The sequence below is a fragment of the Variovorax sp. CF313 genome (assembly GCF_000282635.1).
Classification (GTDB): domain Bacteria; phylum Pseudomonadota; class Gammaproteobacteria; order Burkholderiales; family Burkholderiaceae_C; genus Variovorax.
The window spans coordinates 1-18,487 of record NZ_AKIW01000028.1 but is presented as its reverse complement, the minus strand read 5'-3'; the positions used below and the strand labels follow the sequence as shown (position 1 = coordinate 18,487).

The window sequence follows — 18,487 nt, the reverse complement described above, 5'->3', positions numbered from 1 at the left end:
CGCCAGCGTAAGGAAGTGATTCTAACCGTGAACCAGTTCACGCCGCCAAGTGTTCAGGTCGGCAGCATCGAGCTTGCCCATTTTACGGGCGGCCACGGAGCCGTTCGCATTCAGGACCAGCGTGAAGGGCAAACCGCCGCCCGTGTTGCCTAGATTCTTGACCAGCTCCGTGCCCTGCAAACCGGCCAGGCCCGTCGGATAGGTCACCGGCGTACGCTGCAGGAACTTGCGCACGGCACTCGGCTGGTCGATGGCCAATCCGACCACTTGCCAGCCATTGGCACCCTGTTCGCGGAAAAAGGCGTCGATCAGGGGCATTTCCTCGACGCATGGCGGGCACCACGTCGCCCAGAAGTTGAGCAGCAGCGGCTTGCCGCGCAAGCTCGACAGCACGAGGTCACCACCCTCCGGCCGCTCGAAACTCTGGGCCCAGAAGGCCGCGTCGAGCATCTCACCACCCGCGCCGCTGCTGCGCTCCTTCCACCAGGCGCCGCCAAACCCGGCGGCCGCAGCCGCTGCCGCCACGCCGGCATAAAGCATGCCGCGTCGGGTGGGCGAAGAAGTCATTCACTTGTCCTTTTCTTGTTCGATCAGTCGGCGCAGCGCAGGCAGGTCGCCCCGCGGCGCGCGCCCCTGGGCGTCGGGCTTCAGGGCACCGCGCAGGTCGTCGAGGTCGTAGACCAGCAGGTGCACACCGATCTCCTCGCCGAGCACGCGGCTCGGGGCATGCACGCTCAGGGCCTCGACCTGCTCGCCGTGGAAGCCGGTCACCATGCGCGGCTCATAGTCCACATGGTGATCAATTAAGGCGATTTCGGCTGATTTGGAGTCATCGCAGAACAACTGAATATAAATGTCCGACAACCGTGTCGCCGTTCCGTGCCACACGGCACCGCCCACATGGGGGCGGAACGCGGCCATCCGCTCCATCCATTCGAGCGCGAGCAGCCGCAACACATGCAGTTCCTGCGGCTGGGTGTCGGCGCAGAAAAGCTCGATGTACTCGCGCACCTCGGCCTCGACCTCGTCGTTGTTCGGCAGCGCGGTGCGCGCCGAAAGGCCCAGGTCGCGCAGGGCCCGGCGCTTGGCCGGGCCGTATTCCAACCCCTCCTCGACGACGAGGCGGGCAGCAGCAGCGGCAATTTCACGCTTGGACGTGTCCATCGGGGCATTTTGCCCGCAGTGGGCGCCCCTCACATGAACATCAGTACGAAGAGCGGGAGAAACACGCGGCCCCGGCACGGGCGCGGCGTGCCGCTTCCCTAGAATCGACCGATGCACATTCATATTCTGGGTATCTGCGGCACGTTCATGGGCGGCGTGGCCGCCCTGGCGCGCGAGGCAGGCCACCGGGTCACGGGCTGCGACGCCGGCGTGTACCCGCCGATGAGCGACCAGCTGCGCGCCCTCGGCATCGACCTGATCGAGGGTTTCGGCGCCGACCAGCTCTCCCTGGCACCGGACATGTTCGTGGTCGGCAACGTGGTGTCCCGGGCACGGCTGCCTGACGGCAGCCCCAAGTTCCCGCTGATGGAGGCCATCCTCGACGCCGGCAAGCCCTACACCAGCGGCCCGCAATGGCTGGCCGAACACGTGCTGCTGGGCCGCCATGTGCTGGCCGTGGCCGGCACGCATGGCAAGACGACGACCACGTCGATGCTGGCCTGGGTGCTGGAAAAAGGCGGCAAGGCACCCGGCTTCCTGGTGGGCGGCGTGCCGCTGGACTTCGGCGTCTCGGCCCGGTTGGGCGACGGCCCTGCCTTCGTGATCGAGGCCGACGAGTACGACACGGCCTTCTTCGACAAGCGCAGCAAGTTCGTGCACTATCGGCCGCGCACCGCCGTGCTGAACAACCTCGAGTTCGATCATGCCGACATCTTCGACGATCTTGCCGCCATCGAACGCCAGTTTCATCACCTCGTGCGCACGGTGCCGGGCACCGGCCGGGTGGTGGTGAACGCTGCCGAAGAAAGCCTGCAGCGCGTGCTGGCCCAGGGCTGCTGGAGCGAACTCGCGCGCTTCGGTGCCGGCGGCGAATGGCAGGCACGCGGCTCGCACGACGCCTTCGACGTACTGCAGCGGGGCGAAGTCGTCGGCCGGGTCGAATGGGAGCTCTCGGGCCTGCACAACCAGATGAATGCGCTGGCCGCCATCGCCGCGGCCGAGCACGTGGGTGTGGCGCCGGCCGAAGCGGCCCGGGCGCTGGGCAGCTTCCGCAATGTGCGCCGGCGCATGGAACTGCGCGGCACGGTCGAGCGCGACGGCGGGGCGATCACGGTCTACGACGATTTCGCGCATCATCCGACGGCCATCCGCACCACGCTCGACGGCTTGCGCCAGAAGCTCGACGCGGCCGGCAAGCAAAGTGAGCGCATCCTCGCGGCCTTCGAGCCGCGCAGCAACACGATGAAGCTGGGCGTCATGGCAGCGCAGTTGCCGTGGAGCCTGGAGTCGGCCGACCTGTCGTTCTGCCACACGGCGGGGCTCGACTGGGACGCGGCGGCGGCGCTTGCGCCGATGGGCGCGCGTGCGCAGGTGGCCGGAGCCATCGAGCCGCTCGTGAGGCAGGTCGTGGCCGCTGCCCGGCCGGGCGATCACATCGTCTGCATGAGCAACGGCGGCTTCGGCGGCGTGCACGACAAACTGCTTGCGGCGCTGCGCGCCACCCACGCATCATGAGCGCCATGCGCGCGCGTGAGCTGATCGACGCCCTGAAGCTCCAGCCCCACCCCGAGGGCGGCTGGTATGCCGAGGTGTTCCGATCGCCCGCCAGCGTGGAGCCCGTCGACGGCCGCGCGCCCCGCAGTGCGCTGACCAGCATCTACTTCCTGCTCGAAGCAAACCAGCATTCACGCTGGCACCGGGTGCTGTCCGACGAGGTCTGGGTTCATCTTGAAGGCGTGCCGCTGGCACTGTGGACCTGCGACGCCGCGATGCGCACGGCGCCGGCCCACGTGAAGCTGGGCCCGGTCGATGTACACGGCACGCGCCCCCAGCACGTGGTGCCCGCCGGCCAATGGCAGGCCGCCCGGCCGATTCAGGGCCACAGCTCGGGCGACTACACGCTGGTCGCCTGCATGGTCGGGCCGGGCTTCGATTTCGCCGACTTCTCGATGGTCCCGACCGACAGCAGCGAGGCTGCGTCGATGCGGCACCACTGGCCCGACCTGGCCGAAATGCTTTAACCCCGGCGCTGCTTGACCGCTTGCGAGAGCGTGTCGAGCACCTGCACCGAATCGTCCCAGCCGATGCAGGCGTCGGTGATGCTCTTGCCGTACTCGAGGCCCGACAGCTGGTCCTTGCCCGGCGTGAACTTCTGGGCGCCCGGCTGCAGGTGGCTTTCGACCATCACGCCGAACACGCGGTTGGAGCCGCCGGCGATCTGCGCAGCGATGTCCTGCGCCACGTCGATCTGCTTCTGGTGCTGCTTGGAGCTGTTGGCGTGGCTGCAGTCGACCATCAGCGTGGGCGGCAGCTTGGCGGCTTCCAGGTCCTTGCAGGCGGCCTCGACGCTGGCGGCGTCGTAGTTCGGCGCCTTGCCGCCACGCAGGATCACGTGGCAGTCGCGATTGCCGTTGGTCTGCACGATGGCGACCTGGCCATTCTTGTGCACCGACAGGAAGTGATGGCCGCGCGCCGCCGCCTGGATGGCGTCGGTGGCGATGCGGATGTTGCCGTCGGTGCCGTTCTTGAAGCCGATCGGAGCCGACAGGCCCGAGGCCAGTTCGCGGTGCACCTGGCTTTCGGTGGTGCGCGCGCCGATGGCGCCCCAGGAAATCAGGTCGCCGATGTACTGCGGCGAGATCACGTCGAGGAACTCGCTGCCCGCCGGCAGGCCCAGGCGGTTGATGTCGATCAGCAGCTGGCGCGCGATGCGCAGGCCTTCGTCGATGCGAAAGCTCTCGTCGAGGTACGGGTCGTTGATGAGGCCCTTCCAGCCGACCGTCGTGCGCGGCTTCTCGAAGTACACGCGCATCACGATCTCGAGCGTGCCGGCGTATTTCTCGCGTTCGACCTTGAGGCGGCGGGCGTATTCGAGCGCGGCGGCCGGGTCATGGATCGAGCAGGGACCCATGATCACCAGCAGCCGGTCGTCCTTGCCGGCCATGATGTTGTGGATGCTGCGGCGCGTGCCTTCGATCAGCGTTTCGACCGGCGTGCCGCGGATCGGGAAGAAGCGGATCAGATGTTCGGGAGGGGGCAGCACGTTGATGTCCTTGATGCGTTCGTCGTCGGTCTTGCTGGTTTTTTCGACGCTCGCATACCAGCTGTCGCTGGCGGGGGCAGTGTTCGTGCTCATGGGTGCTTCCTTGTTGGAGTGAATGTCGTCAGGGCATAAAAAAACCGCCGGGGGCTTGAGGCCACCGGCGGTTTTGGGAGGGTGTTCGTTTGCTTTACGCGCTCGCCTCTCGTCCGCCGGAAACCGGGAACCAAAAGTAGGCAAAGAAATAAGCGCGAAGAGCGGACATGGAGGCGAAATGTAGCACGGAAAGAAAAATCCCGGTCAAGCGGCCGGGATGTGCGTTGTTTATCGGTAGCCCGATTCGTTCGGGTTGTGGATGATCCAGATCAGGTTGCCGCTGGAGTAGTCGCCCATGCCGCCGCCCGCGAAGACCAGCCGCCCCTGCCCCTTGTAGGTCATTTCGTAGCGGTGGCGGTCGCTGCCGAAATAGAACGGAATGAAGGCCTTGCCGGTGACGTAGGCCCCCTGGTCGGTCGGCGGGCCCGCGAGGTCCGTGACCTGCCTGGCGCTCATGCCGATCTGCAGGCGCGCGAACTTGCTGTTGCGCGCCGGGTTGCCGGTGATCTCGCCTTCGTAGCCGTTCAGGCCCTTGACGGTGCGGCCGCTGCCAGCCTCGACCTTGGAGGAATCGACCACGTTGCCCTGGGCATCCATGCCGGCCTTCGCGCCGCCGCGGGCCGGTGCGGCGGGAGCGGCCGCGGGTGCCGGCGCAGCCGCGCCCTGGCTGCCGCCGCGCGACGCGCAGCCTGCGCCTGCCAGCGCCACCGCTGCAGTCACGGCCCACAGGGTCGCGGACGAATTGATCCTGATCCTCATCATCGAAAGCTCCTTCCTAGTTTGTGAAGGAGCGCAGCTTAGCAAGCTCTCAGGCCGTTCCGCCTACGGTCAAACCATCGATGCGCAGGGTCGGCTGGCCGACGCCCACGGGCACGCTCTGGCCTTCCTTGCCGCAGGTGCCGACGCCGGAGTCGAGCGCCATGTCGTTGCCGATCATGGTCACGCGGGTGAGCGCGTCGGGGCCGTTGCCCACGATGGTCGCGCCCTTCACGGGGTACTGGATCTTGCCGTTCTCGACCCAGTAGGCCTCGCTGGCCGAGAACACGAACTTGCCGCTCGTGATGTCGACCTGCCCGCCGCCGAAGTTGGTGGCGTACAGGCCCTTCTTGATGCTGGCGACGATTTCCTTCGGGTCCTTGTCGCCGCCGAGCATGTAGGTGTTCGTCATGCGCGGCATCGGCACGTGGGCGTAGCTCTCGCGGCGGCCGTTGCCGGTGGGCTTGACCTTCATGAGGCGCGCGTTGAGCGCATCCTGGATGTAGCCCTTGAGGATGCCGTCCTCGATCAGCACGTTGCGCTGGCTGGCGTTGCCCTCGTCATCGACGTTGAGCGAGCCGCGGCGGTCGGCAATGGTGCCGTCGTCGAGCACGGTGACGCCCTTGGCCGCCACGCGCTGGCCGATGCGGCCCGAGAACGCGCTGGAGCCCTTGCGGTTGAAGTCGCCCTCGAGCCCGTGGCCGATGGCCTCGTGCAACAGGATGCCGGGCCAGCCGGAGCCGAGCACCACGGTCATTTCGCCGGCCGGGGCCGGGCGCGCGTCGAGGTTGGTCAGCGCGGCCTTCACGGCGTGGCCGACGTATTCGGCGATCTGCTCGTCGGTGAAATAGGCCAGGCCGAAACGCCCGCCGCCACCGCCGGAGCCGATTTCGCGGCGGCCGTTCTGCTCGGCGATCACGGTGACCGACAAGCGCACCAGCGGGCGCACGTCGGCGGCCAGCGTGCCGTCGGCGCGGGCCACGAGCACCACGTCGTATTCGCTTGCGAGGCCGGCCATGACCTGCGCGACGCGCGGATCGCGCGAGCGGGCCAGTTTTTCGACCTTTTCGAGCAGCTTCACCTTGGCGGTGCTGTCGAGCGTGGCGATGGGGTCGATGCCGTCGTAGAGCGAGCGGCTGGAGGCGATCTTGCGGGTCGCCGTCTTCACGCGGCCGGTGCGGCCAGCGGAGGAAATGGAGCGGACCGTGCGCGCCGCGTCGAGCAGCGAGGCTTCGGAAATATCGTCGGAGTAAGCGAAGGCGGTTTTCTCGCCACTGACCGCGCGCACGCCAACGCCCTGGTCGATGCTGAAGCTGCCGGTCTTGACGATGCCCTCTTCGAGGCTCCAGCCTTCGCTGCGGGTGTACTGGAAGTACAGGTCGGCGTCGTCCACCCGGTGCGCGGTGATCTCGGCCAAGGCCTTGCTCAGGTGCGATTCGTCGAGTCCGAACGGCGTGAGCAGGAGCTGTTGCGCCGTGGCGAGGCGCTCGATGGTGGGTTCGCGAGAGATCATTTCAGGATTCTATGGCTCGCCCCCAGGCTGCGCGCACTTCGCGTCGCTTCGCCTTCCCCCTGCCGGGGACACCAGAGGCCCGGCAAGGCCGGTTCCCCGGTGTTCCTGGCCTGGGGGCGCGCTAGCTTTGAGCCAGTTTTCGGGCCCGGGCGATAGACATCAGGATGCCCAGCCCCAACCCAAGCGTCACCATGGCGGTGCCGCCGTAGCTGATGAACGGCAGCGGCACCCCCACCACCGGCAAAATGCCGCTCACCATGCCCATGTTCACGAAGGCATAGGTGAAGAAAATCATCGTCACCGCTCCCGCCAGCAGGCGCGAGAACAGGGTGGCCGCGTTGGTGGCGATGACCAGCCCGCGAAAGACCAGCAGGATGAAGGCCGAGATCAGCGCCAGGTTGCCCATCAGCCCGAACTCCTCGGAATACGCGGCAAAGATGAAGTCGGTGGTGCGCTCGGGAATGAACTCGAGGTGCGTCTGGGTGCCCTGCATGAAGCCCTTGCCGCCCACCCCGCCCGAACCGATGGCGATCATCCCCTGGATGATGTGGAAGCCCTTGCCCAGCGGGTCCTTGCTGGGGTCGAGCAGCGTGCACACGCGCTGCTTCTGGTAGTCGTGCAGCACGCGCCAGTCGACCCCGTCGGCGCACAGCCTCGACTCGAAACCCACGATCAGCGTGACGGCTACCGCGCCGATCAGCACCGGCGGCACGATCAGCTTCCACGGCAGCCCGGCAAAGAAAATCACCGCCAGCCCGGCCGCCAGCACCAGCAGCGAGGTGCCGAGGTCGGGCTGCTTCATGATGAGGCCGACCGGCACCGCCAGCAGCACCGTCGCCACCACGAAATCGAGCGGCCGCAGCTGGCCCTCGCGCCGCTGGAACCACCAGGCCAGCATCAGCGGCATCGCGATCTTCAGGATTTCGCTGGGCTGGATCACGACGCCCACGTTGATCCAGCGCGTGGCGCCCTTCTTGGTGATGCCGAACAGCGCCACCGCCACCAGCAGGGCCACGCCCATCGTGTAGAGCGGCACGGCCGCCAGCATCAGCCGCTGCGGCGGCACCTGCGCCACCGCGAACATGATGAAGCCGGCCAGCAGCATGTTGCGGCCATGGTCGACGAAGCGCGAGCCGTGGTCGTAGCCGGAGGAATACATGGTCAGCAGCCCGGCGAACGCGAGCAGCAGCACGGCGAAGGCCAGAAAGCCGTCGAAGCCCTGGAAGATGGGCGCGATGCGACGCGCCAGGGAGGGCTGGTTGAACACGGCAGACATGGGGGCGGATTATCCCTGCCCCGCCAGCCCCCTCAATCGAATTCGAGCTGAACGACCGTGCGCCCGGGTCGGCTTTCCACCGCCAGCCGGGCCCCGATGGCCCCCGAGCGCTCCGCCAGCGACCGCGGCAGGTGCTTCACCGCGTCGAAGCCCTTGCCGTTGTCGATCACCCGCAGCTGCACCGTCTTGCCCTGCATGCCGGCTTCGAACCGCAGCACGGTGGCCTGCGCATGCTGCAGCACGTTGGAGATCGCCTCGAACAGCAGGAACTGCAACTGCCGCATGCCCAGCGCGTCGAGCCCCTCCACCGGCTCCACCTCGTCCACCGCCCATTCGAACTCGATGCCCGCCGCCGCCAGCCGGGGCTCCAGCCGGTAGCGCGCCGCCGCCAGCAGCGCGCCCACGTCGCCCGGCGGCAGATGGATCGAATCGATCGACAGCTTCAGCTGGTCCAGCGAATCGCGCAGCGTGCGCAGCAGGTCGCCCGAGCTGCTCTGACCCGACTGCAGCTGCCGGATCGCCGAGCTGATGTGCGAGCCCACGCCGTCGTGCATCTCGCGCAGGATGCGCTCGCGCTCGTGGGTGCGCGCCTGGTCGCGCGCCGCCGCTTCGAGCTCTGCGTAGGTGGCCGCGAGCTCGCGCTCGCGCTGGGCCACCCGCTCGGCGAGCGCCGCGACCGAGCCGCGCGCCTGCACGCTCGCCGCGCGAAAGCGCCGCAGCACGATCAGCAGCAGCGCCACGCCGAAGAACACCGACGAATAGCGCACCCAGGTGGTCTCGCCATAGGCGTCGCCGAGGCGGATCACCAGCCAGTCGCGCGTGCCGAAGGCCACCGTCACCAGGGCAGCGCCGGCCACCAGCAGCCGCTCTGCGTTCGGTTTGCGCAGGGTGGCGACCGCGAAGGCACCGGCGAAGGCCAGGACGAAAACGATCTCGACGGCGAGCCAGCCGGTGAGCCACATCGGCTCGTCGCGCTGCAGCGACAGCGCACTGGACAACACCGTCCCGGCCACGACGCCCGCGATCGGCCACCGCACCCACCGGCCGCGGCGCTCGCGCGCCCATCCCGCAAGGTGATAGACGAACATCATGGAAGAGGCTGCCCAGCCCGCATAGCAGGCGGCCATCAGCACGCCCCATGGCCCCCAGGACAGCGGCGGCTCCGCGATCACGCCGTCGGCCACCCGCAGCGCCCAGCAGAACTCGGCCAGCGCGGCCCAGAAGTAAATGCCGTCGCGCCGCTGCGCGCCCCTGGCATCGGCGTCGACCTGCGTCAGCCACAGCGCCAACGCGATGCCGCCCACGATCAGGCTGAAGGCCATCAGCAGCACCGAGCCGGTGAAGCGCCATGCGTAGGCACTCTCGAAGAGTTCGTTGCGCACCGGCGTGGCCGGCCCGATGACCACCCGCGAAAGCCCCGCGCGCCGCGCGGTGTCGGCGCGCAGCCGGATCTGCAGGAGGTTGTCGCCCGTTCGCAGCAGGCGCCCGGGCACCGGCACGTAGATGGGCGCCTTGGCGTAGTCGGCATCATTGCCGCGGCTCAGGTCGCCGTAGACCTGCAGCAGCGCGTCGTTGAGCTGCACCTCGAAAACGTTGCCGACGCGCGGGATGAAGATGCCCCACGGCGTCTCGGGCACGGCCTCGAGCCTGAACGGCAGATCGAAGCTCGCCAGGCCGGGACGCCCCTGGTGCCGGCGGTCCCAGTGGTAGGGCAGCTCGACAGGCCCCGTGCGCGTGGTGCCGTCGACAGAGGTCGTGACGGTGCCCTGGCGCAGTTCGATCGGTGCCTCGTACGCGGCCGCGCCGCAGACGCCGGGGATACCCGCGAAGAGCATCGCCAGCCAAAGCACCAGCAGCAGCACCCGACTTGGTCGCATCTGCGTTCAGCCCGGATGAGACAACAGGCCGAGACGCGTCGCTTCGAAAACCGCCTCGCTCTTGGAATGCACGGCGAGCTTTCCGTAGAGATTCTTGATGTGGGTCTGCACCGTGTGCACGCTCAGGCCTTTGAGCCGCGCGATTTCCGCGTACGAGAAGCCGCGAGCGATGAGCGTCAGCACCTCGTGCTCGCGCGCCGACAGCAGGCCGCGGTCGGACTCTTCCGCGGCGGCTTCGGGCGCTGCCCCCGGCGCCGCGCCGGGAGGGGCTGCCGATTGCAGGCTGCGGTACTTCGCGAGCACGCGCCGCGCGATCATGGGCGAGATCGGGGAGGCGCCAGCCTTCATCTCCACGATGGTCTGCGCGATGTCCTCCGGTGCGGCGTCCTTGTGGATGTAGCCCACGGCCCCTGCTTCGATGCTGGCGAGCACGTTCTCCTCGTCGCCGAAGACCGACACCACCAGCGGCTCGCAGCCAGGAAAGCGCGCGACCGCGTCCCGGATCACGTCGAGGCCCGTGCCGTCGGGCATGCCGAGGTCGACCAGCAGCACGTCGGGAATGGTGGCGGTGCGGGCCAGCCATCCCAGCGCTTCCTGCACCGTTCCGGCGCTGCCGAGCCAGAAAAGGCGTGGGCTGCGCTGCACGCTGGCCTCGAAAAAGGCACGCGCGCGGCTGTCGTCTTCGACAACGAGCACACCCCAGCGGTGCAGCGTCGCGTCCTCCTGAGCCTCAGTGTTCATGGGCAGAGCATAAGCCTCGGCGCCCCCACCGAATCCGTACGCGCCTACCCGGTTCATGGGATGCACATCGCAAGGCTCCACGAAACCGCGCTTTTCCGAGGCGAGCCCCTCTCTCGCATGTGACGTAGCCCGAACGCAGGCCACCTGCACCCCTCGGCCATCACATGAGTACTTTTGGATTCCGCGTACACAGGGTGCCCACGCGCCCCAGGCCTCAGTAAGCTATAGCGTTCCCGAAGAACCCCCGCACAGCGGGCTTTTCGTATGTTGGAAGCGGCCTCGCGAGAACAGACCTCATGCAGAATTACCCGGTCCCGCCAAGCGAGGTGCAACAGCCGCACCTCCCGTCCTTTCCTCGCATGGATGCGCACACCACTCACCTGCTCTATCTGCACGGCTTCCGTTCTTCGCCTCGTTCGACCAAGGCCCGGATCGTCGCGGAACGCGTGGCGCAGCGCCACCCGAACCTGCAGTGGTGGTGCCCGCAATTGCCGCCGTCGCCGCACGATGCCATCGACATGGTGATGAAGGGCATCGCGCATTGGCCGCGCAAGTCGATGGCGGTGGTGGGCTCGTCGCTCGGCGGGTACTACGCGACCTACGTGGCCGGCATGACGCGCTGCCGCGCGGTGCTGCTCAATCCGGCCGTGCATCCCGCACGCGACCTCACGCGCTACATCGGCGACCAGACCCTCTGGCACGACCCGGCCGAGCATTTCTACTTCCGCCCCGAATACATCCACGAACTGCGTGCGATGGAAGTCGGCCCGCTCACGCGGCCCGAGCGCGTCTTCGCCATCATCGCCAAGGGCGACGAAGCGCTCGACTGGCATGAGATGTCCGCGCGCTATCCCGACAGCAACATCAAGCTGCTCGAAGGCAGCGACCACGCCCTCTCCGACTTCGAGAAAGCGCATCTCGACGACGTCATGGCGTTCATCAACCCGATCTAGGTACACCCCCGGGCTTCGCGCACTTCATGTCGCTGCGCCAATCCCCCTGCAGGGGGGCGATGCCTGCGGCCCGGCAAGGCCGGTTCCGCTGCATCCTGGAATTGGATCGCGCCGGTTTTCAGCGTGGGACAATCGAGGGATGTTTGTATTGTTTGAAGAAGCCGGCAAGTACCTCGGCGGCCGCGTGCTATCGGAGGCCGAGGCGTCGGCACAGGTCGAACTCGACACCGGCAAGCGCGTCAAGGTCAAGGGCGCCAACATCGTGCTGCGTTTCGAGAAACCGTCGCCCACCGACCTGATCGCCGAGGCGCGCACGCTCGCCGCCGCCATGGACCTCGACCTCGCCTGGGAATTCGCGGCCGAGGGGGAATTCGGCTTTGCCGATCTCGCAGCCGATTATTTCAGCGACAAGCCCTCGCTGGCGCAGCAGGCCGCCGCCCTGTTCGCGCTGTTCGAGGCGCCGCACTATTTCCGCCGCGCGGGCAAGGGGCGCTTCAAGAAGGCACCGGCCGAGATCGTGCAGCAGGCGCTGGCCGCCATCGAGAAGAAAAAAGCCATCCAGGCGCAGATCGCCGAATGGGCCGCGCAATTGGCCGAAGGCGTGTGCCCCGCACCGGTGCGCGAGCAGCTCTACAAGATCCTGTTCCGCCCCGACAAGAACGCCCCCGAATACAAGGCCGTGGTCGACGCCTCGCGCGCCACGCAGCGCCCGCCGCTCGATCTGCTGGAGCGCGCCGGCGCCATCGACTCGCCCTACCAGTTCCACTGGCGCCGCTTCCTGTTCGAGAACTTTCCCAAGGGCACCGGTTTCCCCGCGCTCGCGGCACCGGCCATCGTGGACGACCTGCCGGTGGCGTCCGGCTTGCAGGCCTTCTCGATCGACGATTCGCAGACCACCGAGATCGACGACGCGCTCTCGGTGCAAGGCCTGGGCACGGGCACCGTCACGGTCGGCATCCACATCGCGGCGCCGGCTCTGGCGCTGACGCCGGGCAGCGCCATCGACAACGTGGCGCGTGCGCGCATGTCGACGGTCTACATGCCGGGCTACAAGATCACGATGCTGCCCGACGACGTGGTCAACACCTACACCCTGCTCGAAGGCGGTGACCGGCCTGCCGTGTCGCTGTACGCGCGCTTCGACGAAGCCACGCTGGAGCTGCAAGGCACCGAAACGAAGCTGGAGCGCGTGCCCATCGTGGCCAACCTGCGCCACGACCAGCTCGACACCGTCGTCACGCAGCCCTGGCTCGAAGACGCGTCCTGCCAGAGCGACAACACTCCGGAAGCCGCCGCGAACCTGCGCGCCCCGCTCTCCTTCCTGTTCCGCCTCGCCAAGCAGTTGAAGGCGCAGCGCGAAGTGGTGCGCGGCAAGCCGGAGAACTTCAACCGGCCCGACTACAACTTCCGCCTCGTCGGCAACGACGGCGAGCCCACCGGCAGCGAGCAGGTGCAGATCAGCACGCGCGAGCGCGGCGCGCCGCTCGACCTGATCGTGTCCGAGGCGATGATCCTGGCCAACAGCAGCTGGGGCGGCTGGCTCGGCGAACTGGGCGTGCCCGGCCTCTACCGCAGCCAGGCGAGCCTCGCGCCCGGCATCAAGGTGCGCATGGGCACGCGCGCGCTGCCGCATGCGGGCCTGGGCGTGAAGAGCTACGCGTGGAGCACCTCGCCGCTGCGCCGCTATACCGACCTCGTGAACCAGTGGCAGATCATCGCGGCGGCGCGCCACGGCAAGACCGCTGCACTGGCCGCGCCTTTCAAGCCGAAGGACGCCGACCTGTTCTCGATCCTCTCCGGCTTCGACGCGGCCTATGCCACGTACAACGCCTACCAGGGCGGCATGGAACGCTTCTGGACGCTGAAGTACCTGCAGCAGCAGGGCATCACCGAACTCGAAGCCACCGTCATCAAGGACCTGCCGAACGGCGCGCTGGTGCGTGCCGACACGCTGCCGCTGGTGTTCCCGGTGGCCGGCCAGCAGGAACGCGGCGCACGGCTGCGCGTGAAGCTCGGCGAGATCGACGAGATCGCGCTCGACGTGACCGGCACCGTGCTCGAACGCCTCGACGCGCCGAAGGCCGATGCGGCCGTCGACGAAGAGAGCGGAGAGGAGGAAGAGGTGGTCGCAGGCCCGATCGCCATTGCCGTCGACCTGAGCGACAGCGAAGCCGCACCCGAAAACACGCCAGCATGAACTTCGGCAGCTCGTCCGGAGAAATGCGCCCCCTGGAGGAATTTCGAGAATGAACTTCAAGGACCTCAGCACGCTGCAGATTGCACTGGGCGTGTCGGTCATTGCGCATGCCGTGCTGCTCGCGGTGCGCTTCGTCGATCCCGAATCGTTCAACAAGGTCTTCAGCGACACGCCGCTCGAAGTGATCCTGGTCAACACAAGGACCAACGACAAGCCCGATCCCAGCGCCCGGCTGCGGGCGCAGACCTCGCTTGCGGGCGGCGGCGACCTCGACAAGGGCCGCGCGACCAGCCCGCTGCCGCCGTCGAGCTTCACCACCGTCGGTGATTCGTTCGAGGACGCGCAGCGCAAGGTCGATGCGATGCAGACCGAGCAGTTGCAGATGCTCACCCAGCTCAAGCGCGAGCTCGCCGCAATGCCTGCGCCCGACCCGCGCAACCCCGGCGACCCGACCGAGGCCACGGCGCAGGAAGAAAAGCGCCGGCAGATGATCAACCTGCTGGCCGAGATCGAGCGCCGCGTGAACGAGGAAAACGCACGCCCGAAGAAGCGCTTCCTGAGCCCCTTCACGCGGGAAGCGGCCTTCGCGAGCTACGTGGACTCGCTGCGCCGCCGGGTGGAAGCCCAGGGCACAGCCAACTTTCCGACGCTCGCCGGCAAGAAGCTCTATGGCGAGCTCACGATGACCATCACGGTCAACTTCGACGGCCGACTGCTCTCGACGGTGGTCGATGAAAGCTCGGGCGCTCCCGTGCTGGACCGCCGCGCCCAGGCCATCGTCGCCAGCGTCGGCAACTTCGGCAAGTTCACCGATGCGATGCGCAAGGAGCATGCGGACCAGATCGTGATCCGGCCGCACTTCCGGTTTGCACACGACGGGTCGGTCGAACTCTCCTCGCAGTAGACGACAAGAAAACCCAAGGAGGCAGACGCCATGGACCTGTACTGCGTCATGGGCAACCCGGTCGAGCACAGCCGCTCGCCCGGCATCCACGCGCGTTTTGCCGAACTCTGCGGCCAGCAGCTGGACTACGGCCGGCGGCTGATTCCGCTCGGCGCCTTCGCCGAAGGCATCGCGGCCTTTCGCAGCGAAGCCGCCGAACGCGGCGACACCGCGCGCGGCTGCAACATCACGGTCCCCTTCAAGTTCGAAGCCGCTGCGCTGGCGCAGCACACCAGCGAACGCGCCCTGCTCGCGCAGGCGGCCAACACGCTACGCTTCGACGCCGACGGCAGCATCCACGCGGACAACACCGACGGCATCGGCCTGGTCAACGACATCGTGCGCAACGCGGGCGTGCCGCTGAAAGGTAAGGCGCTGCTGCTGATCGGCGCGGGCGGTGCGGCAGCCGGCGTGCTCGGCCCGCTGCTCGATGCGGGCGTCTCGCGCGTCGTGGTCGCGAACCGCACCGTCGGCAAGGCCGTCGAGTTGGTGCGCCACCATGCGGCCATCGCGCTGCGCCATGGCGCCTCGCTCGAGGCCTGGGCGCTCGACGAAGTGCCGGGCGCCTTCGACGTGGTGGTCAACGCCACCGCCTCCAGCCTCGCGGGCGACGCGGTGCCGGTGAAGGCCAGCGTGCTGCGCGCCGGCGGGCTCGCGGTCGACATGATGTACGGCCCCGCGGCCGCGGGCTTCATGGCCTGGGCCGAGGCGCATGGCGCGGTGGCGCGCGACGGGCTGGGCATGCTCGTCGAGCAGGCGGCCGAGTCGTTCGAGATCTGGCGCGGCGTGCGCCCGCCTTCCGCACAGGTGCTGGCCGAAGTGCGCGCATCGCTTGCCGCTGCGAAAAAATGAAAGCCGTGCTGCGCCTGATCGCCTGCCTCGTGGTGGCGGGCGCGGCACTCGAGCTGTTCTTCGTGGCGCGCATCGCGGCAATGGCCGTGGTCGATCCGCAGAGCACCGCGTTCCAGCGCTCCGAAGCCTTCCAGATTGCCATCCACCAGGGCAGCGGCGGCGGCTGGCGGCAGCAGTGGGTGCCCTATTCGCAGATCAACGACACGCTCAAGCGCGCCGTCATCGCGAGCGAGGACGCCGGCTTCGTCGACCACAACGGGGTGGAGTGGGAAGCCATCGAGCGCGCGCGCCAGCGCAACGCCAAGGCCGAGGAGCTGGCCGCCAAACGCGCGGCGCGCGCCTTGGCACGCGGCAAGCCGGTGCGGCCCGTGCAGCTGCGCGGCGGATCGACCATCACGCAGCAGCTCGCGAAGAACCTGCTGCTGTCCAGCGAACGCACCTTGCTGCGCAAGGGCCAGGAGCTGGTGCTCGCCACGCTGCTCGAAGTGCTGCTGGACAAGCGGCGCATCCTCGAGATCTATCTCAACAATGTCGAGTGGGGCGAAGGCGTGTTCGGCGCCGAGGCGGCGTCGCAGTACTACTTCCGCAAGCCGGCGTCGCGCCTGAGCACCAGCGAGGCCGCGCGCCTCGCGGTGATGCTGCCGAGCCCCAGGTTCTTCGAGCGCCGGCTCGGTTCGCCCTACCTGAGCGGGCGGGCGTCGACGGTCATGGCACGGATGCCTGCGGCCGAACTGCCCTGAGCGTGCCGCGCAGGCCTTCGATGGCCAGCACCGCACCGAAGCCGATCACATAGGCCAGCACGTCCCACCAGTCGGCCGTGCTGCCGAGCACGATGCGCAAGGCGCGGTTCGGGATGTGCAGGTGCCACGCCGCCGCGAGGTATTGCCCGAGCTCGACCGCGAGCCCCACGCCCAGCGCGGCCAATGCCAGCGGCCATACGCGTGCGGCGATCGCGGTCCTGAAGACGAAGTACACCCACACCACGGCCAGCACGTCGCCGAAGAAGCTGCGCAGCCAGCCCCAGCGCGCGCCGACGGTGGCCAGCAGCACGAGAACGAAGAACAGGGCCACCGCCCACACGAGTGAAAGAGGATCGAGACGCCATCGCATGGCCCGTATCATCGCGCCCATATGCTGGCAAAGCTCACGGGTTGGTTGTTGTTGGGAATCGTCCGGTTGCTCACAGGCGCCCAGGCGCGCTGGTATGGCTGTCCGCCGAAGGCCGAGCAGCGCATCTACTTCGCCAACCACCAGAGCCATGCCGACCTGGTGATGATCTGGGCGGCGCTGCCCGAGGAGCTGCGCAGCATCACGCGGCCGATCGCGGCGCGCGACTACTGGGCCAACACGCCGGTCAAGCGCTGGATCACGACGGAGGTGTTCAACGCGGTGTACGTGGAGCGCCAGGCGGCGCCTGCTGCGACGGCATCCCTTGCCCCTGTGGCGGTCGAGGCCCCGCCGCCAGCGCCCGCTGCGCGAGCCGTCGCTCCCTCACCGGCCGAGCGCATCGAGCCGTCGATGGAGCCCCTGCTGCCATTGACGACACCGGAACCGCCCGCCGAGACGGTGCCCGAAGCGCAAGGCCGGCTCGACCTGCCGGAGCCCCCTGCCCCGCCGCCTCCGTCGGCAGAACCCGAAGCCCCGCCCGTCGCGGCAGCTCCTGCCCCCGATCCGCTTGCGCCCCTCGTCGAAGCCCTGCGAAGCGGCGACTCGATCATCATCTTTCCCGAGGGCACGCGCGGCCACACGGGCGAGCCGCAGAAGTTCAAGTCGGGCCTCTACACGCTAGCCACGATGTTCCCAGAGGTGGTGCTGGTGCCCGCCTGGATCGACAACGTGCAGCGCGTGATGCCCAAGGGCGAGATCGTGCCAGTGCCCATCCTCTGCTCGGTCACTTTCGGCGCGCCGATCCGTGTCGAAGAAGGCGAAGAGCGCCGGCCCTTCCTTGATCGTGCGCGTGCCGCGGTGATTGCCTTGCGCGATGTCTGAAATGACCGACAGATGAACCAGTTCCTGCGCAGCCTCACCCCGACCCAACAGGTCGCTGCACTCTTCCTCATCGTCTTCGGCCTGCTCGCAATCGTGAGCGCCACCGCGTTCTTCCTCACCTTCCGGGAGCGCCGCAACCCCGTGCACGACGCCGCCTGGCAAGCCGAACTGGCGCACTTCCGCGCGCTGCTGGGCACCACCTGGTTCATGGTGATCATCTTCTGGATCGGCTGGGCGCTGGGCGAAACCGTGGCCACCGTGCTGTTCGCGCTGATTTCCTTTTTCGCGCTGCGCGAGTTCATCACGCTCTCGCCCACGCGGCGCGGCGACCACCGCAGCCTGATCCTGGCCTTCTTCGTGGTGCTGCCGATCCAGTTCTGGCTGGTGGCCACCGCGCGCTTCGACCTGTTCACCGTGTTCATCCCGGTCTACGTGTTCCTCGCGATCCCGGTGGCGAGCGCGCTGGCCGACGACCCGAGCCAGTTCCTCGAGCGCAACGCCAAGCTGCAGTGGGGCATCATGGTCTGCGTCTACGGCATGAGCCACGTGCCTGCGCTGCTGCTGCTGAGCTTTCCGGGCTACGAAGGCAAGAGCGCGTTCCTCGTGTTCTTCCTGGTGTTCGTGGTGCAGACCTCGGTGCTGGTGCAGCACCTGATCTCGCGCCGCATGCAGCGCACGCCCTTCGCGCCCAACGTGAGCCGCAGCTTCAACTGGACCAGCTGGGGCATCGGCATCGTCGTGGCCAGCCTGGTGGGCGCGCTGTTCTCGTTCATCACGCCGTTCAGGTTCGGGCAAGCGCTGGCGGTATCGGTCATTGCCTGCATCGCGGGATCGATGGGGCACCTCGTGATGAAGGCGCTCAAGCGCGACCGGGGGATTCCGAACTGGGGCCAGAAGGGCGTGGGCGTGACGGGAGCCAACGGCCTTCTCGACCGGGTCGATGCGCTGTGCTTCGCCGCCCCGATCTTCTTCCACTCGATCCGCTGGTACTTCAACGCCTGAACGTGGCACACCCCCAGGCTGCGCGCACTTCGTGTCGCTTCGCCAACCCCCTTGCAGGGGGCAATACCTGCGGCCCGGCAAAGCCGGT

The 18,487-nt window shown here is 67.9% G+C and carries 18 protein-coding genes; 9 read left to right on the top strand and 9 right to left on the bottom strand.

Annotated features, from left to right (window positions below):
- Positions 1–21: 21 nt before the first annotated feature.
- Positions 22–567 carry a TlpA family protein disulfide reductase gene (locus PMI12_RS09370; RefSeq protein WP_007831427.1) on the bottom strand — a complete coding sequence of 182 codons (546 nt, stop codon included), beginning with the start codon at positions 565–567 and terminating at the stop codon, positions 22–24.
- The gene (locus tag PMI12_RS09365) at positions 568–1,164 is read right to left on the bottom strand and encodes a hypothetical protein (RefSeq protein ID WP_007831425.1); all 597 of its coding nucleotides are present in this window, start codon (positions 1,162–1,164) and stop codon (positions 568–570) included. It lies immediately after the preceding gene.
- A gap of 111 nt (positions 1,165–1,275) precedes the next feature.
- Between PMI12_RS09365 and mpl the strand changes: the two genes are divergently transcribed.
- Both mpl and PMI12_RS09355 read left to right on the top strand, forming a co-directional pair.
- Positions 1,276–2,679, top strand: a complete 1,404-nt coding sequence (gene mpl / locus PMI12_RS09360; protein WP_007831422.1) for a UDP-N-acetylmuramate:L-alanyl-gamma-D-glutamyl-meso-diaminopimelate ligase — start codon at positions 1,276–1,278, stop codon at positions 2,677–2,679.
- Positions 2,676–3,185 carry a cupin domain-containing protein gene (locus PMI12_RS09355; RefSeq protein ID WP_007831420.1) on the top strand — a complete coding sequence of 170 codons (510 nt, stop codon included), beginning with the start codon at positions 2,676–2,678 and terminating at the stop codon, positions 3,183–3,185. Before mpl ends, PMI12_RS09355 begins: the two co-directional genes overlap by 4 nt.
- Here the strand turns inward: PMI12_RS09355 and PMI12_RS09350 are convergent.
- The 6 genes from PMI12_RS09350 to PMI12_RS09325 all read right to left on the bottom strand — a co-directional run bounded on the left by PMI12_RS09350 (position 3,182) and on the right by PMI12_RS09325 (position 10,463).
- Positions 3,182–4,300 carry a 3-deoxy-7-phosphoheptulonate synthase gene (locus PMI12_RS09350; RefSeq protein ID WP_007831418.1) on the bottom strand — a complete coding sequence of 373 codons (1,119 nt, stop codon included), beginning with the start codon at positions 4,298–4,300 and terminating at the stop codon, positions 3,182–3,184. The two genes, PMI12_RS09355 and PMI12_RS09350, sit on opposite strands and share 4 nt — an antisense overlap.
- Before the next feature lie 228 nt (positions 4,301–4,528).
- Positions 4,529–5,062, bottom strand: a complete 534-nt coding sequence (locus tag PMI12_RS09345; RefSeq protein ID WP_007831416.1) for a hypothetical protein — start codon at positions 5,060–5,062, stop codon at positions 4,529–4,531.
- Between the two features lie 46 nt (positions 5,063–5,108).
- Positions 5,109–6,569 carry a metalloprotease TldD gene (gene tldD / locus PMI12_RS09340; protein ID WP_007831414.1) on the bottom strand — a complete coding sequence of 487 codons (1,461 nt, stop codon included), beginning with the start codon at positions 6,567–6,569 and terminating at the stop codon, positions 5,109–5,111.
- A gap of 121 nt (positions 6,570–6,690) precedes the next feature.
- Positions 6,691–7,845, bottom strand: a complete 1,155-nt coding sequence (rodA, locus tag PMI12_RS09335) for a rod shape-determining protein RodA (RefSeq protein ID WP_007831412.1) — start codon at positions 7,843–7,845, stop codon at positions 6,691–6,693.
- A 32-nt stretch (positions 7,846–7,877) separates the two neighbouring features.
- Entirely contained in the window at positions 7,878–9,722 is a 1,845-nt protein-coding gene (locus tag PMI12_RS09330) for a sensor histidine kinase (RefSeq protein ID WP_007831410.1), read from the bottom strand.
- Between the two features lie 6 nt (positions 9,723–9,728).
- Positions 9,729–10,463: a response regulator transcription factor gene (locus PMI12_RS09325; RefSeq protein WP_042673104.1), complete on the bottom strand. Its 735-nt coding sequence runs from the start codon at positions 10,461–10,463 to the stop codon at positions 9,729–9,731.
- Between the two features lie 359 nt (positions 10,464–10,822).
- Between PMI12_RS09325 and PMI12_RS09320 the strand changes: the two genes are divergently transcribed.
- The 5 genes from PMI12_RS09320 to mtgA all read left to right on the top strand — a co-directional run bounded on the left by PMI12_RS09320 (position 10,823) and on the right by mtgA (position 16,148).
- The gene (locus tag PMI12_RS09320) at positions 10,823–11,416 is read left to right on the top strand and encodes a YqiA/YcfP family alpha/beta fold hydrolase (protein ID WP_042673102.1); all 594 of its coding nucleotides are present in this window, start codon (positions 10,823–10,825) and stop codon (positions 11,414–11,416) included.
- A gap of 139 nt (positions 11,417–11,555) precedes the next feature.
- A complete protein-coding gene (locus PMI12_RS09315) occupies positions 11,556–13,613 on the top strand; it encodes a ribonuclease catalytic domain-containing protein (protein ID WP_007831399.1) in 2,058 nt (685 codons plus the stop codon).
- A gap of 49 nt (positions 13,614–13,662) precedes the next feature.
- A complete protein-coding gene (locus tag PMI12_RS09310; protein ID WP_007831398.1) occupies positions 13,663–14,517 on the top strand; it encodes a cell envelope biogenesis protein TonB in 855 nt (284 codons plus the stop codon).
- Positions 14,518–14,547: 30 nt separating this feature from the next.
- Positions 14,548–15,408: a shikimate dehydrogenase gene (aroE, locus tag PMI12_RS09305; protein ID WP_007831397.1), complete on the top strand. Its 861-nt coding sequence runs from the start codon at positions 14,548–14,550 to the stop codon at positions 15,406–15,408.
- Positions 15,405–16,148, top strand: a complete 744-nt coding sequence (gene mtgA / locus PMI12_RS09300) for a monofunctional biosynthetic peptidoglycan transglycosylase (RefSeq protein ID WP_007831396.1) — start codon at positions 15,405–15,407, stop codon at positions 16,146–16,148. Before aroE ends, mtgA begins: the two co-directional genes overlap by 4 nt.
- Here the strand turns inward: mtgA and PMI12_RS09295 are convergent.
- On the bottom strand, positions 16,114–16,539 hold the full coding sequence (locus PMI12_RS09295) for a ribosomal maturation YjgA family protein (RefSeq protein ID WP_007831394.1): 426 nt from the start codon (positions 16,537–16,539) through the stop codon (positions 16,114–16,116). The two genes, mtgA and PMI12_RS09295, sit on opposite strands and share 35 nt — an antisense overlap.
- Here PMI12_RS09295 and PMI12_RS09290 point away from each other — a divergent pair, their 5' ends adjacent.
- On the top strand, positions 16,540–17,397 hold the full coding sequence (locus PMI12_RS09290) for a lysophospholipid acyltransferase family protein (RefSeq protein WP_007831392.1): 858 nt from the start codon (positions 16,540–16,542) through the stop codon (positions 17,395–17,397). It abuts the gene before it with no gap.
- Positions 17,398–17,409: 12 nt separating this feature from the next.
- Positions 17,410–18,399 carry a phosphatidate cytidylyltransferase gene (locus PMI12_RS09285; protein ID WP_007831391.1) on the top strand — a complete coding sequence of 330 codons (990 nt, stop codon included), beginning with the start codon at positions 17,410–17,412 and terminating at the stop codon, positions 18,397–18,399.
- Positions 18,400–18,487 lie beyond the last annotated feature (88 nt).